The organism is Bradyrhizobium elkanii WSM2783 (genome assembly GCF_000472865.1).
Lineage (GTDB): Bacteria > Pseudomonadota > Alphaproteobacteria > Rhizobiales > Xanthobacteraceae > Bradyrhizobium > Bradyrhizobium elkanii_A.
Window position 1 is genome coordinate 20,119 of the sequence record NZ_AXAP01000061.1, and the last position, 15,762, is coordinate 35,880.

7 protein-coding genes are annotated in these 15,762 nt (G+C 60.1%); all 7 read left to right on the top strand.

Translation table 11 applies throughout. From position 1 onward, the window contains the following. Nucleotides 1–13 precede the first annotated feature (13 nt). The 7 genes from YY7_RS0135465 to YY7_RS53840 all read left to right on the top strand — a co-directional run bounded on the left by YY7_RS0135465 (nucleotide 14) and on the right by YY7_RS53840 (nucleotide 15,600). Nucleotides 14–5,200, top strand: a complete 5,187-nt coding sequence (locus tag YY7_RS0135465) for a DEAD/DEAH box helicase (RefSeq protein WP_028167339.1) — start codon at nucleotides 14–16, stop codon at nucleotides 5,198–5,200. Next, nucleotides 5,197–7,956 (top strand): DEAD/DEAH box helicase, encoded by a 2,760-nt coding sequence (locus YY7_RS0135470; RefSeq protein ID WP_028167340.1) that lies wholly within the window; start codon nucleotides 5,197–5,199, stop codon nucleotides 7,954–7,956. The genes YY7_RS0135465 and YY7_RS0135470 overlap by 4 nt, the downstream gene beginning before the upstream one ends. A gap of 53 nt (nucleotides 7,957–8,009) precedes the next feature. After that, nucleotides 8,010–12,002, top strand: coding sequence for an Eco57I restriction-modification methylase domain-containing protein (locus YY7_RS0135475; protein WP_245287522.1), 3,993 nt, complete (start codon nucleotides 8,010–8,012; stop codon nucleotides 12,000–12,002). A gap of 30 nt (nucleotides 12,003–12,032) precedes the next feature. Further along, the gene (locus YY7_RS0135480; protein ID WP_028167342.1) at nucleotides 12,033–13,349 is read left to right on the top strand and encodes a GmrSD restriction endonuclease domain-containing protein; all 1,317 of its coding nucleotides are present in this window, start codon (nucleotides 12,033–12,035) and stop codon (nucleotides 13,347–13,349) included. Nucleotides 13,350–13,381: 32 nt separating this feature from the next. Continuing rightward, the gene (locus YY7_RS0135485) at nucleotides 13,382–14,149 is read left to right on the top strand and encodes an HNH endonuclease (protein ID WP_028167343.1); all 768 of its coding nucleotides are present in this window, start codon (nucleotides 13,382–13,384) and stop codon (nucleotides 14,147–14,149) included. Nucleotides 14,150–14,246: 97 nt separating this feature from the next. After that, on the top strand, nucleotides 14,247–14,822 hold the full coding sequence (locus YY7_RS0135490; protein WP_028167344.1) for a hypothetical protein: 576 nt from the start codon (nucleotides 14,247–14,249) through the stop codon (nucleotides 14,820–14,822). 58 nt (nucleotides 14,823–14,880) lie between these two features. Then, on the top strand, nucleotides 14,881–15,600 hold the full coding sequence (locus YY7_RS53840; protein ID WP_080663993.1) for a TIGR02391 family protein: 720 nt from the start codon (nucleotides 14,881–14,883) through the stop codon (nucleotides 15,598–15,600). The last annotated feature ends 162 nt before the right edge of the window (nucleotides 15,601–15,762 follow it).

Below are 15,762 nucleotides of genomic sequence, written 5' to 3' on the forward strand. Positions count from 1 at the left end.
TGGGGCGCCAAGCGTGAACGTCTTCGAACTCGATGAGTCCCTCTTGCGGGACTACGAGCGCTTTGCGCGCTCGTTCACCCAAATTCGGGCGCCAGATATCCGTGCTCAAATCGAAGCGATCTATGAGAGCGACCGGTTCTGGCCTGAGCCTCTGATCACGATCAACCCACACTTCGAACGTGGGGCTTCAGTTAGTGAGCTGGTACGCGACGGCTGTCTCCATCCCGAAACAGCATCCGTGTTCCGCGCTGGCGGTCAACCACTCACACTTCACCGTCACCAGGCGCAGGCCGTTGCAAAAGCGGCAGCGGGACAAAGCTTCGTTGTCACGACCGGAACCGGTTCCGGAAAATCGCTGTGCTTCTTTGTGCCGATTATCGATGCGGCCATTCGCGCTCGAGCCGCGGGCGAGGCACCGCGTACGCGCGCAATCGTCATCTATCCGATGAATGCGCTGGCCAACAGCCAACTCAAGGAGCTTGAAAAATTCATCGATCAATCCGGATTGCCTGAGAGGCTGCGGCCCACATTTGCACGCTACACCGGCCAGGAAAGCCAGGAGGAACGCGAGCGCATCCGGGAGGCGAAGCCCGACATCCTTCTCACCAACTTCATGATGCTCGAGCTGCTGATGACGCGGCAGAACCCGCTTGACCGCGCGGTGATCGCTAACGCGCACGGGCTCAATTTCATCGTTCTCGACGAGCTTCACACCTACCGAGGTCGGCAGGGCGCCGACGTGGCGATGCTGGTGCGCCGTGTGCGCGATCGGCTTTGCCCTGATCAGCAGCCGATCTGCGTCGGCACATCCGCGACGATGGCCAGCGAAGGCAACGAGACCGACCGCGCGTCCGCGGTGGCGTCAGTCGCGTCGCGCTTGTTCGGAACAGCAATTTCCGCCGATGCCGTAATCGACGAGAGTCTTGCACGCGCTACCGATCCGGCGCTCAAGCCTGCGAACCTCAGGGATGAGCTTGCGGCAGCCATTGATACGGAACCTCCGGGAGCGTTGGATGATGACGAATTAAGGGTGCATCCGCTCGCCGTCTGGATCGAGTTGGAAATAGGGCTTGCCGACGGACAGCGCCTATCGCGGCGACCACCTACTACCATCAAGGAAGCTGCAAAGCGCCTGGCCGAGCAGATCGGCCGCGATGAAGAGCGCTGCCGAGCCCAGCTTCAAGTCGCGCTCATACTTATGAGTAAGCCAGCCAATGAGCGCGGCGGGACAAGTGATCGTGCCTTCATGGCCTTCAAGCTACACCAGTTCATTTCCGGGGCGGGTCATGTTTACACGACCCTACGTTCGCCACCCCGGCGGAAAGTGACTTTGGACGGTCAGCGCTTCGACCCCGATGATCCGGAAGCGCGGCTCTACGCAACCTTTTTTTGCCGCAACTGCGGACAGGAGCATCATCCGGTCGTTATGGTCGACGACGGAGGGATCAGGAGCATCCTGCCGCGTGACATCGATGAAACGCCGTTGGACGATTCCGATGTCGTCGAAAAGCCCGGCTATCTGATGCCGGAGCCCCACAACGACGACGAGTACTTTTTTACCGGGGCACCGCAAGACTATCCCGAAGAGTGGGTAGACTCGAATGGCAACGGCTCGATGCGACTGCGCAGTGAACGACGTGTCTACGCCGCGCAGGCGCTCGTCGTCGATCCTGCCGGTGTTACAGGCACGACCGGATGCCGTGCCTGGTTTCTCCCAGGCAAGTTTCGCTTCTGCCCGGCGTGTGGCGATCAGCCTGCCCCGCAGGCGCGTGAGAGAAATAAGCTGGCAAGCCTCTCGGCAGAGGGCCGCAGTTCCGCAACGACCCTCCTGGTATCGAGCGCCCTGCGATGGATGAACACGAGCGGCAGCGGAATGCCCCTGGAGCGCCGAAAGCTGCTCGGCTTCACGGACAATCGTCAGGACGCAGCCCTTCAGGCTGGCCACTTCAACGATTTTCTGTTCGTGTCTCTGTTGCGCGCCGCGACGCTGGCTGCCGTCCGCATTGCTGGACCGGATGGATTGTCTGAAGACGAGTTCGGACGTCGTCTTCAAACTGCGCTGGGTTTCACGGCGGCAAACCGCGATCGTCGGCAGGAGTGGATGCTCGATCCCGAGATCAAGGGCGTGGGCCAAGTGGAGGCCGAGCGTACGCTGGCCCGTGTCTTGGCGCATCGCGTGTGGGTAGATCAACGGCGCGGTTGGCGATTTACCAACCCAAGTTTGGAGGAGTTGGGTCTCGTCCGCGCGGACTATGTTTCGCTGGATGAGCTTGCTTCCGATGACGATGCATTCGCAAGTGCTCCGGTCGAGCTGCGCACGGCCACTCCCGACAATCGCCGCAAAGCGCTCCGGCTCCTCCTGGATCATTTGCGGCAGGGGCTGGCGATCACGACCGATGCCCTCGACCCTGCGAACGTCGAAGCGCTCGGCAATGCGTCGCGCCAAAGCCTGCGGGAGCCCTGGTCGATCTCGCAACAGGAAACCTCGCGCGTCGCTGCCGCGTTGATCATCGATGCTCCGAAGCGTGCAGAGGCCGGCTTGCGAGGCGAACCGCTAATCGTTCGCGGGGGCTCACGGACGCTTCTTGCGCGCAAGCTCAGCCGGGCGGGTATCTGGGGCAAACGGCTAGACGGCCGCACCTACCTTGAGGTGATCGCCGCATTGCTCGAAGCGGCCGTGCAGTACCAGTTGGTCAGACAAGTGGGGACCCCGTTTGATGTCAACGGGTGGCGCCTTGCGGCTAACGCCGTTCGCCTCGTCGCGTCCGATGGACGGACTGACGGTAAAGTCGCCAACGGATACTTCGCTGATTTCTATGGCGGCCTCGCGGACGCGCTTGCGCGTGGGGGCGAGGGATTGTTTGGCCTCGAAAGCCGCGAGCATACAGCCCAGGTCGATCAGACCCGAAGGGAGTGGCGAGAATGGCGCTTCCGCTGGGGTGAAGAGGACCGTGAAAGGCTTAAGGACGCGCGAGAGGAGCTTCGCCTCGCAGGCGAACCGAGCGTTTTCCTGCCGACCTTGTTCTGCTCGCCGACCATGGAGCTTGGTGTCGACATTTCGGCGCTGAACCTCGTCTACATGCGCAACATGCCGCCTACGCCGGCCAACTATGCACAGCGCTCCGGGCGAGCCGGGCGCTCCGGGCAAGCGGCACTGGTGGTGACCTATTGCGCTGCTCAGGGGCCACACGACCAATACTACTTCCGCGCTCCGAAAGAGGTTGTGAGCGGAATTGTGCGCCCGCCCGCGCTGGACCTCGCCAATCGCGATCTTATCGAAGCGCATCTTCAGGCTGTGTGGTTGGCGGAATCCGGGAAACCGCTCGAAGGCGAGATCCCGCATGTCCTTGTTCTGGCAGATATCCGCTTGCCTGTGCAGGAAGACATCGCTGATGCGTTCAACGACTCCGATCTACGAATGCGGTCGGCGCGGGCCATGCAACGCATTCTCGACAGCATCGATGCCGAACTCACTCTAACGGCGGCGCCGTGGGCGGCCGATCGTCTGGCCTTCGCCGACGGTATCGCCGAGCGCGCCCCTGCGAGGTTTTCGGAATCGTTCGACCGCTGGCGGCAGCTTTACAATGGTGCACGAGCGCAGCTTGAAGAGGCAAACCGCCGCTCGATGTTGCCAGGTCTTCCGGCGTCGGAGCGGAGGGAAGTGAAAGCCCTTCAAGCCCAGGCTAACGAGCAGATCGCGCTTCTTGAAAAGGGGTCGGCGAGCGGTGGCACGGACTTCTCCACTTATCGTTATCTCGCTACAGAAGGTTTTCTGCCGGGCTACAATTTCCCTCGGCTGCCGGTCTACGCCTACGTGCCAGCGGTAAGTGGCGGTGGTCCAAAGGCCGCCTACCTTCAGCGCGCGCGCTTCATCGCCATTGCCGAGTTCGGCCCTCGAAGTCTGATCTATCATGAGGGCAGGGCCTACCGCGTCTATAAGGCTAAGCTTCCGCCGGGAGCCCGCACAGAAGAGAGCGGACGCCTTGCGACCGACATCCTCTATGTGTGCGACGATTGCGGCGCCATGCATCAGCAAAATGAACCAGAACGCTGTCACGCCTGCCGCGCTCCGATGGCCGGCATTCATCCGATTCGGAACGTATTGCGCATCGACAATGTCGAGACCGCACCCGCCGAGCGCATTACCGCCAACGACGAGGATCGGCAGCGGCAAGGCTTCGATCTTCAGACCGTATTTGCCTGGCCACGCCGCGAGGGCGTCATCGATGTAGCGACGTCCGAAGCAAGCGATGACGCCGGATCGATCCTGTCGCTTGGTTACGCTCAGGGAGCCACCATCAGCCGCCTCAACAAGGGCCTGCGTCGCCGAAAGGAAAAAAGCATCTTTGGCTTTGTTATCGACCCCGCGACAGGACGTTGGACCGGAAGCAAGAATGAAGGAGACGATGAGGACCCCAGTAAGCCGGGACAACAGCGCGTGGTTCCGATCGTGCAGGACAACAAGAACGCACTGTTGTTTCGGTTGTCCGGGCCGGAGTTGTCAGAGACAGCGCTTGCGACACTGCAGCACGCCCTTGCGCGCGGTCTGGAGATTGTCTTCCAGCTTGAGGAAGGCGAGGTATCGACGGAGCCTGTTCCGTCTCGTGAACAACGACGGGCGATCCTTCTCTACGAAGCAACAGAGGGCGGTGCTGGCGTGCTCGGGCGGCTAACCGCCGATCCCATGGCGCTCGCGGGGGTCGCGCGGACAGCGCTGGATCTAATGCACTTTGAGAACCTCGAGGCGGCGGTGGCTACCGCAAATCCGGACGATCTTGCGGAAAAGCCGGACGCTCGCTGCGTTGCGGGTTGTTACAGATGCCTGCTCTCTTACTACAATCAGCCCGACCATGAACTGATCGACCGCGCCAATCGCGACGTGAAGGCGATCCTGCTCCGCTTGGCGCGCGGCAACGTCGCCACGGAAGTTGGGGCAGCAGAAGCGGCATCCGACGGATCTTGGACGCAGGCCCTGGCACGCTGGGGCCTACCCGCACCTGATGGTGAACCGCTCGGCGTTGGGCGTGCAAATCTGCCACTCGCCTGGCGCTCGCATCTTGCAGCAGCCGCGATTGGATCGCTCGACCCGCAGGTGCGGGCCGATGCCGAGGCTCTCGGTTTCACCGTTACGCTGCTTCCGGATGACCCGGGAGAGACGCCGCCGCACGAGCTTGTTGAATTGCTTGGGGCCGGGCGATGACAGCGACGTTCGCGCCAGGCGATCTCGTGTTCGCGCGGGGGCGCGAATGGGTGATGTTGCCCGCGCCAGACGATGAAGCTCTCCACCTGCGGCCGTTGTCAGGCTCCGAAGCTGACGTGCAAATCATCCATCCTGCCCTCGAACGTGAGCCAGTGCGGCCCGCGCGGTTCGCGCTTCCGACTACGGAGGAAGTCGGGACTCAAGAAGGCGCACGCCTTTTGTCCGAAGCATTGCGGCTATCGCTTCGGCGCGGCGCAGGCCCGTTCCGCTCGGCTGCGCGGCTGGGATTTGAACCACGGGCTTATCAGCTTGTGCCCCTACTGATGGCGCTTCGTCTTCCGACTGTGCGCTTGCTCATTGCCGACGACGTAGGTATCGGCAAGACGATTGAGGCGGGTCTCATCCTGCGCGAGTTGATTGATCGCGGGGAGGCTGACCGACTTGCCGTGTTGTGTCCTCCACATCTCGTCGAGCAGTGGACAGGCGAGCTGAAAAGCAAGTTCGATATCGACGCGGTAGCCGTCACTGCCGCTTCGGCAGCCCGTCTTGAGCGCGGACTGCCAGCATCACAGACCCTGTTTGATGCCTATCCGTTTACAGTTGTGAGCCTCGATTACATTAAGGCAGAGCGGCGTCGCGACAGCTTCGCACGGGCCTGCCCCGCACTCGTTGTAGTCGATGAAGCTCACGCATGCGTGGGCACGCACCAGAGCCGTCAGCAACGTTTCGAATTGCTGCGCCGCCTCACAGGGGATCGCGAGCGGCATTTGATACTTCTGACCGCGACTCCGCATAGTGGCGACGAAGCGGCTTTCAGCCGACTCCTTAGCCTTCTCGACGAACAATTCGCGGACGGCGCACTTGATACCGATGCCGCGCGTGTTCGCCTCGCACGTCACTATGTTCAGCGTCGAAGGGTCGACATCACGGGCCGCGACTGGGGCGAGGATCGAGCCTTTCCGCGGCACGATACAGCCGAATGTACCTATAACCTCAGCAATGACCACCGCGCATTCCATGATGCCGTGCTCGATTACTGCCTTGAAGTCGTAGAGGGGGCCGGTTCCGATCAGCGCCGTCGTAGGCTTGCCTTCTGGGGTACCCTTGCATTGATGCGCTGTGTTGGGTCGTCCCCTGCAGCAGCTGCGAGTGCGCTGCGCAATCGCCTTGCTGCAGATCCCGATCGGCTCGAAGAACAAGTATTCGACGACGATGCCGATGAGGCTGATGCAGTGGACGTCGAACCCGCCTCTGGACTCGAAGCGAACGGCCCTCTAGCAGCGCTCGTTGCGCAAGCTGAGCGTCTAGCGATGACGCCAGATCCGAAACTGGGCGCACTAACGAAGGCTCTGAAGCCTTTGATCGCTGGTGGTGCGAATCCGGTGGTCTTCTGCCGCTTCATAGCCACAGCAGACCAGGCAGCCGGGGGCCTGCGCAAAGCTTTCCCGAAGATTCGAGTCGAAACTGTGACAGGCGAACTGACGCCGGAAGAGCGGCGAGCGCGCGTCGAAGCAATGGTCGATGCGGAACAGCGGCTTCTCGTTGCTACCGACTGCCTGTCGGAAGGCATCAATTTGCAGGGCCTGTTCGACAGCGTGATCCATTACGACCTATCCTGGAATCCGACCCGGCACCAACAGCGCGAGGGCCGTGTCGATCGCTTCGGACAGCCTAAGGGTCTTGTACGTTCGGTTCTCCTCTATTCGTCAGATAGCGCTATCGACGGAGCGGTGCTGGATGTCATCTTGCGCAAAGCCGAGGCGATCCGAAAAGCGACGGGCGTCACCGTTCCGCTTCCCGAAGAGCGCGGTGCCGTCACAGGCGCTTTGATGAATGCCGTGATGCTTCGCAAAGGCCGCTCACAGCAGCTCGCCCTCGATTTCGGACTCGCGAACGATGCCAAGAAAATTGAAATGCAATGGCGAAACGCTGAAGAAGGCGAACGCAAGTCACGCGCGCGCTTTGCGCAGAATGTTTTGAAACCTGAGGAGGTCGCCCCGGAATGGCAGCGTTGGCGTGATCTGCTCGGAACGCCTGATCAGGTGCGCCGCTTCGTCGAACGCGCCATGAGCAGGCTTGATGCACCGGTTGAGCCAGAGAAAGATGGCACGGTACGCGCTCATCTGACGGCGCTTCCGGCAGCGGTCAGCGGGCGTCTCTTAAGTCGGGGCCTGGAAGGCACAGTGCGCCTCACCTTCGAGGAGCCACCGCCGACCGGCGTGGAAATGGTTGGCCGGAGTCATCCTTTACCCGCCACGCTGGCGGAAAGTCTGCTCGAAGGTACGCTCGATCCGGCATCCAGCCCAGTGCCTCCGCTGGGGCGTGCCGGCGCGTGGCCAACGGCAGCTGTCAAAGCGGTGACGACCGTTGCGTTGTTGCGGCTGCGTTACAAGCTCACCGTTCACGGTCGGCGGGAGCGGCTCTTGCTGGTGGAAGAAGCCAGGATGCTCGCTTGGGAAGGAACAGCTGAGCAGCCCGGCCCGACCGACGAGGCCGCGCGCGCACTGTTGGAAGCTCCAGCGACCGGCGATCTTGCCCCCATCGCGCGTCAGCGACTGGTGAACCAGGCGCGTGAGCGAATTGTGGCGGCGCTCGAAGCGTCGGTGGCGGCATATGGTCGCGAGCGAGCCGAAGCGTTGGCTGAAGATCATGCTCGACTTCGCGCGGCGGCTGCCGGCAGCGCCCGCGTCACTGTCGAGCCCATCGTGCCCGCCGACATCATTGGTCTCTACGTTCTCGTTCCGGCGGTGCATTAAGTATGGCGCGCACACGTACCCGCAGCGCGCCGGCGCTGATCTTCGAGGCGCTCGTGGTCGAGGGCGTGCTCATCTCGCCAGCGATGTTGACGCGCATTGCAGCGCATCAAGCAGGAGGACAGACCGAAGCCGATTACGGTGTCCCCAAGGGTCTCACATTGCGTGACGAGATCGCGCGGTACTTCCGTATTGGCCAGGCACTGTTTGCCGCGCTCACAGCTGGCGATACTCCGTCCATTGGCGCAACAATCAAATTCGTCGAAAGCCTCTTGCGTGAGGTGTTCGGTTTCGCCGATCTCAAACAGATTGGGGTACGCACGATCGGCGACCGGCAGTTTGCGGTTACACTGGAGGGGGGTGACGGCCGCGTGCCAGCTGTGATCGTGCCTCCCGCCGACGAGATTGACCGGCCGAGCGGTCACCTCCCGACGGACGGCCGCCGGGTCTCGGCAGCCTCAGCAATTCAGGATTGGCTTAACGCGACCGACCAAAGCCTCTGGGGCTTTTGCTCGAATGGCTTCCGCCTGCGGCTCGTGCGCGACAATGCAAGCCTAACCCGTCCCGCCTACATCGAAGCTGATCTCCGCGCGCTCTTCCAAGAGGAGAATTTCGCCGACTTCACCGCGCTGTGGCTGCTTGTTCATGCCAGCCGGTTCGGCCGGCCGGGCACATTGCCCTCCGATTGTGCTTTGGAGCGGTGGCGCGCCGCGGGTCAAAAGGAAGGCATCGCCGCACGCGATCGCCTCCGCGACGGCGTGGAAGCGGCGCTGCTAAGCTTCGGCAACGGCTTTCTCGCTCATCCCGAAAATGAAGCACTCCGCAAGAAGCTGAGCGGCGGCGAACTGTCGTTGAACGATTTCTTCAGTCAGCTGCTTCGGCTTGTCTATCGTCTCATCTTTCTGCTCGCGGCCGAGGACCGCGACCTCCTGCATCCACCAGGGGTAATCACCACCGCGCGAAAGCTCTACGCCGAGGGTTACTCGCTTACCGGCTTGCGCGAAAGCGCGGTGCGCCGCGGCGCTTGGGATCGCCATCACGACCGCTGGGAAGGTCTGCTGATCACATTCGCTGCTCTGGCGCGCGGCGAAAAACAGCTCGGCCTCCCCGCGCTGGACGGGTTGTTTGCGCACGGCACCCTGCGGGATTTGGAGAACACAAAGCTCGCCAATCGCAGCCTCATGGAAGCGATCTACCGCCTCGCGTGGCTCAAGGAGGATTCTGGGCTCGTTCCGGTCAACTGGCGCGACATGGAAACGGAAGAGCTGGGCTCTGTTTACGAGAGCCTGCTCGAACTCACGCCACAGCTCGACGGCGCCGGCCGCCATTTTAAATTTGCGGAGGGCGGCGAGGCCAAGGGACATGCCCGTAAGACGACGGGCAGTTACTACACACCGGACAGTCTAGTTCAGGTGCTGCTCGACTCCGCTCTTGATCCGGTACTCGACCGCGTCGAGGCCGAAGCGGAGGATCCCGCTGCCGCCCTTCTCTCCGTCACCGTGCTCGATCCTGCCTGCGGCTCGGGACACTTCCTACTGGCGGCGGCGCGGCGGATCGCGACCCGGCTGGCGCGTGCCCGCACGCATGGCCTCGCCTCACCCGCCGATTTTCGTCACGCCATGCGCGATGTGGCGCGCGCCTGCATCTACGGTGTCGATCGCAATCCCATGGCGGTCGAACTCACCAAAGTGGCGTTGTGGATAGAGACGGTCGAGCCCGGGAAGCCACTGGGCTTTCTCGACCCCAACATCCGGTGTGGCGACGCGCTACTCGGCGTCTTTGACCTCACAGCGCTAGAAAAGGGCGTTCCCGATACCGCATACAAGCCACTGACGGGCGACGACAAGGAGACCGCGAAGCATTTCGAGAATCGCAACAAAGCCGAACGTGATGGCCAAGGCAGCCTCGACTTTGCTGCTGGCTCGGGCCGCCTCCCGGCCGCGACGCCAATGGTCGGCGAGGCAAAAGCGCTGCGCGCCATGCCTGAGAATAGTCCCGAGGAGATAGCATTAAAGCGCAAGCGCTTCGAGGGCGCACGCGGTGATCCACACCGCTGGAATCTGCGTATCGCCGCCGACATGTATTTGGCCGCTTTCGTGACGCCGAAGACCGGTGGCGTCCCGGCGAACCGCAATGCTGTGACGATTCCGACTACGGCGCATCTCTGGGACGCGCTCGCCGGCCGTACGGTCTATGGACCCCTCGTTGGGCGAGCGCAGGATCTTGCCGGCACAACGCGGGCTTTCCACTGGCCACTCGAGTTTCCGGATGTGATGGCATCCGGCGGCTTCGATGTGGTGCTTGGCAATCCACCGTGGGATCGCATCAAACTCCAGGAGCAGGAGTTCTTCGCCGCCCGCGATCCCGAGATCGCGACCGCGCCCAATGCCGCAGCCCGCGGCCGACTGATTATGAAACTTAAGGAGGGTGCACTTGGCACGCGGGAGCGTGCGCTTCACGAGGAGTTCGAGGGCGCCAAACGCACGGCCGAGGCGTCATCAGTCTTCGTCCGGGTTGCGGTGGAGGATGGCGGGCGCTTCCCGCTTACCGGCCGAGGCGATGTGAATACTTATGCGCTGTTCGCTGAATTGTTCGCGAGCCTTGCATCCAAACGAGGGCGCGCTGGCGTGATCGTCCCAACCGGCATCGCAACCGACGCCACCACGGCCCCGTTCTTCGCCGCGCTACTCAAAGGCAAGCGGCTGTTTAGCTTGTACGACTTTCAGACCGGCATGGGTTATTTCGATCGGATCGGACATGCTCGGTTCAAGTTTTGTCTCCTCACAGTTGGAAGCAAAGGCACGGGATCTGACCGTCCCCGCTTCAGTTTCTTTTCGCGAACGGAATTGGAATTCCAAGATCCCCGGCGGCACTTTGTCCTTTCTCGTGAAGCAATTGCTGCAATTAATCCAAATACCGTTACGGCACCAGTTTTTCGCACTTCTGAAGACGCCGAGCTAACGGCGAAAATCTACGCCCGCGTGCCGGTGCTGATCGACGAGACGAAGGGCAAGGACGGCAATCCGTGGCGTGTTTCGTTCATGCGTACGTTCGACATGTCCAACGATAGTAGTCTGTTCCGCACCGCTGCGCAGCTCGCCGACGGGGGGTTTAAGCGGGAGGGTGGCAATTGGTTACCGCCGGTCGGTCAATCGCGTCGCCAAAGTGCGCTTGCAACGGCTGGCGGTCCTGACGGCGCTAGCCTCGCCTTGGAGGGCGGATCGCTTCGTCGGAATCCTGAACGTTACGTACCGCTCTACGAAGCCAAGATGATTCATCAGTTCGATCATTGCTGGGCGACTTATGACGGTACTGACAGCCGTACCGTCACGCACACCGAGAAAGTCGATCCCGCGTTCGAACCAACGCCGCGCTATTGGGTACCAGAGAGCGAAGTGGCCGATCGTCTTGCCACTAAGAACTGGGCGCGTAATTGGCTTATGGGCTGGCGGGACATCGCACGCGCAACGGACGAGAGGACGGTGATCGCTGCAGCGTTTCCACGGGTAGGAGTGGGTAATAACCTTCCATTGATGTTTTTCGACCCGTCAACAGAGCCAGCGAAACTTGCAGCCCTTCTTGGCTCGTTAGTCTCGCTCACCTGCGATTACTTCGCGCGACACAAAGTAGGTGGAACACACGTCAATTACTTCGTCTACGAGCAGCTCCCTGTCCTCTCGCCCATCTCCTACGTTCCCGCAGAACTCGCTTTCATCGTCCCGCGCGTCCTGGAACTCACTTACACCAGCCACTCGATGGCGCCGTTCGCGCGAGATCTCGGCTACGAAGGCCCGCCGTTCGCCTGGAACGAGGACCGCCGCGCACAGCTCCGTGCCGAGCTTGATGCCTGCTACGCCCGCGCCTACAGCCTCACACGCGACGAGCTTCGCTTCATCCTTGATCCCGCTGAGGTGAGGGGCCCGGACTATCCCTCCGAAACGTTCCGAGTATTGAAGAAGAACGAGATTGCGAAATACAGCGAATATCGCACCGCGCGGCTCGTGCTCTCGGCATGGGATCGCCTGGTGCGCGGTGAACTAACGCCATGACACAGATATGGAAGTAGGGAGCTGAGGGGAATGCTTGCGGAAAATCTTTCCAGACAACTCAATCCAATATTCACAGAACGTAGTATCGACCAGCTAGTTTTGTCCTTCCGTAGCGGTCAAATTAATTTGACGCCCGGTTTTCAGCGTAACTCGGTTTGGACGGGGTCAGACCGACAACGGCTGATCCAATCGATCGTAGAAGGCTACCCTCTCCCCAGCATCTTCCTTTACCAGCGCGATCATCACGGAAAGCTCGTGTACGACGTGATTGATGGCAAGCAAAGGCTGGAAACCATTTTCATGTTTATGCGGCAGGGGCGCTTTAAGCGTGACTGGTTCGACGTGCGCTTGGATCTGGGCGAGGGCTCGGACTGGTATGATTGGTCCTATCTACAACGCAAGTACCCCCGCCAAACAGCAGCTATTCATGCCTACAAAATACAAACGGTCGAAATCCAGGGCGAACTTCCATCCATCATCGACCTGTTTGTTCGGATTAACTCAACTGGAAAACGGCTCACATCGGGCGAGAAGCGTCACGCCCGCTTCTTCGATAGCCCGTTTCTCAAGTCCGCCGAGAAGTTGGTGGCTCGCTTCGAGAGATATTTACGGTCCGAGCGCATTCTGTCCCAAGCACAAATCGACCGGATGAAGGGCGTTGAGCTGTTTTCGGAATTGCTCATGTCGGTACAGAAAGGAGGCCCTATCAACAAGAAAGTCTCACTCGACAGAGCGATCGGGAATGAGGGCGTAAACGGCAATACGCTGAACAGGCTTGTCAATGAAGTTGCGTCGACAATGCGCATTATGAAACGTCTGTTCCCGGACCTGCGCGAGACACGTTTCAGAAACACTGCTGAGTTCTACTCGCTTTTCCTGCTGGTCTGGGAGATGCATCGTGAGAAGTGCGTTTTCACTGACCGAAAGCGCAACGCAATGGCATTCTCTCTTATACGTAAGCTGTCCACGGAAGTGGACCTTCTCCGCGAGCAGTTGAGGAAAGCTCGTCCCGGAAGGATGAACCAAAGAATTTACCAGGACTATCTCCTCACGGTCCAAGGCGATACGGACAGCAGCGCCAGTCGCGAGCGGCGTCGCCAGATTCTGAAGGGTCTTCTATGGAGTTTGTTCGAGCGTAAGGATGAGAAGCGATCCTTCTCGGTCGAGCAGCGGCGCATACTCTGGAATAGTGAGCAGCAACCTCTCTGTCCGAAATGTAAACGGGCCATCGCCTGGAATGATGTGTCGGTCGACCATATCCGCGCATATACGCGGGGAGGGAAGACGAGCCTGACTAATGCGCAACTTATGCACCGCCGCTGCAACTCTAGCAAAGGCGCACGCTGAGTTGCCGTTTGAATGAAAGCGATCACGATGCTATGACAGCACTCGAAAACCCACCCAGCTTTATCATCCGCACCGAGGCGCAGAAGGCTGCGTCGGATAACGGGTTTCGGCTCGAGCGCGGTGTGGAGGGTGGTTGGCTGCGCTACTCTTCGACCACCGCGTGGGGCTCCGTTTGGATAGCTGGCGCTGGCCCAAACGGTCCATGGTTTGCTTCTGTCGATCACGGAGGTGTTGCATCCGAGATCGGTTCCTTCCCGTCGTCTCCAGCTGCCGGCCCAGGCATTGCAACTTTCGTGTTCGAGACGCTCAGCCAACTTTATGCCGCGCTTGATCGCATCTACAGGCTCGCTGTCAGCCTGCCCAATGCCCCCCTCGCGCGCTTCCAGGCCAAAACAACCGCCTTGCCCCGGACAACGGAGGCGGAAAGGCTGATGATCCAGCGCATCGGCCAGGATGTATTCCGAGACGCTCTGATGGATTATTGGGGCAGCCGGTGTCCTCTCACAGGTATTGCGGATGCCGAGCTTCTCCGCGCCTCACACATCGAGCCGTGGTCCGAATGCACGGATGAAAAGCGCCTCGATGTGCACAATGGGTTGTTGCTCTCTGCCCTTTGGGACGCTGCCTTCGATCGCGGCCTCGTCAGCTTTGCCGATGACGGCACTCCGCTCGCGAGCCCAAAACTGACAGGTGTGGCGCGAGCAGAACTTCGCATAGAAACGACTACTCCGCTAAGAGGACTGCGAGACGAACACCGGGCGAACCTCGTACGACACCGTGCTCGGCACGGATTCAAGTGAACAGAAACATGAGATAGTGCGTCCTGACGTGTCGGACCGTGTGCCCCTCAGCCGACCGCAAGAGGCGCGAGCGTCGAGAATGGGAGATTTTTGAGACATGCGAGACGGCGAAGAACTTGGTCAAGCAATCGCCACCGGACCTATTTCGGGCGCAGAGCTGCTCGAAATGATTGATACGAACTGTACCTACGAAGAAGCGAAAGCGCGGTCTGCCGAAAGGACGAGGATCAATGCACTTGCCGAGAAGGTGATGGGCCGGCCTGTAGAACAGTGGCCGGCCTTTGAGGTGGTTTGGACGGACGATCCGGCCCGATACTATTGGACTTTCGACGGTGCCGATCCTGCAGCTGTGAATCCCGATGAATATCGTCTGGGAGCAGGTGTTGACTTAGCCAAAATCGACGCCGCGCTCACAAAGTACTGGCACCGACGAGCAGATGAAGTATGGACCGTTGGCGATCCGCGTAAAGCTGCCCGAATTATAATTCACTGGTCCGAAGGGGTACATATGACACCCGCAATGGTCGTTCCAACTGCTGACTCGAAGAACCTCACGCTTGCCGGGGGAAATCATCGACTAGCAGTCGCGCGGGCCAAGGGTGTAGCACTGGTACCTATACTTTTTAGGGTAGAACATGAGGAGCAGGTTCTATCATTGTTAGGGTTGGATTGACTGTCGCGAGTTCAAAGCTGGGACGTATGACCAACCCACAAACAAACATCAGGTTAGTATGCCCAAACTATTCAATTATTCATTCTCAACTTTGGAACAGTTGAACAGGGCGACACCAGAGCAGGTTGGAGTGGCAATAGTGCTCCATATGCAAGTGCAACGCGGTAAGTTCTCACCGCACAATTTTCAGACTGACGTAAATCACTGGTACGGCAATCAAGGTTCGCCCCCTTGGCTTATGCAGCGCATGTCAGAAGGTATGCAGTGGGCCCAACAAATGTTGCTTGCTGTGCCTGACCTGGGTCAGCCGGCAGGAGCTTGGTATATTCTCAGCCGTGCAGGAGCCGAGTTCGACCCGGGCACCGACATTGAGCGATTGAATCTGGAGCGATTGCTTCCGGAATTTTTATTGCACCCTACTATCAAGGATTCGTCAGTCGAAATCTTTAAGATTGGTCGGTATGACGCGGCGGTATTCGAGGCATTCAAGATCGTGGAAAGCGAAATCCGAGACGCAGCTGGCCAACCAGCAGAAGCGCACGGCATGGCAATGGTAGCCAAGGCCTTCAATGCTGAGAACGGCCCGCTAACGTTGCCATCGGATCCCGCGGGGGAACGCCAGGCAATGCAACAATTCATGGCTGGCGCTGTAGGCGTATTTAAGAATCCGCGGAGCCACCGAGCTGTTGATCTGGCTGATCCTAAGGAGGCGGCTGAAATGTTAATCATCGCGAGCCATGTGCTGCGAATCATTGACAGTCGCCGTGATCACGCGTGACCTCGAAACGAACCGGGTTACAAGTTGGCAGCGACCTTCGAGGAGGTCCGGTTAAGGTGCGACATCTATCGTGTCGGATTCTGCACGTGGACATTGAGCCGCGAGCAGGAGAAGACCTTACGCGCGCGCGTAGGTCCTTCGCGAGCGAACCAGTGTCATCGT

Coding starts and splice junctions, on each gene's coding strand:
- YY7_RS0135470 (WP_028167340.1), top strand. CDS start 5,197: ATGACAGCGACGTTCGCGCCAGGCGATCTCGTGTTCGCGCGGGGGCGC.
- YY7_RS0135485 (WP_028167343.1), top strand. CDS start 13,382: ATGACAGCACTCGAAAACCCACCCAGCTTTATCATCCGCACCGAGGCG.
- YY7_RS0135490 (WP_028167344.1), top strand. CDS start 14,247: ATGCGAGACGGCGAAGAACTTGGTCAAGCAATCGCCACCGGACCTATT.
- YY7_RS0135480 (WP_028167342.1), top strand. CDS start 12,033: ATGCTTGCGGAAAATCTTTCCAGACAACTCAATCCAATATTCACAGAA.
- YY7_RS53840 (WP_080663993.1), top strand. CDS start 14,881: ATGCCCAAACTATTCAATTATTCATTCTCAACTTTGGAACAGTTGAAC.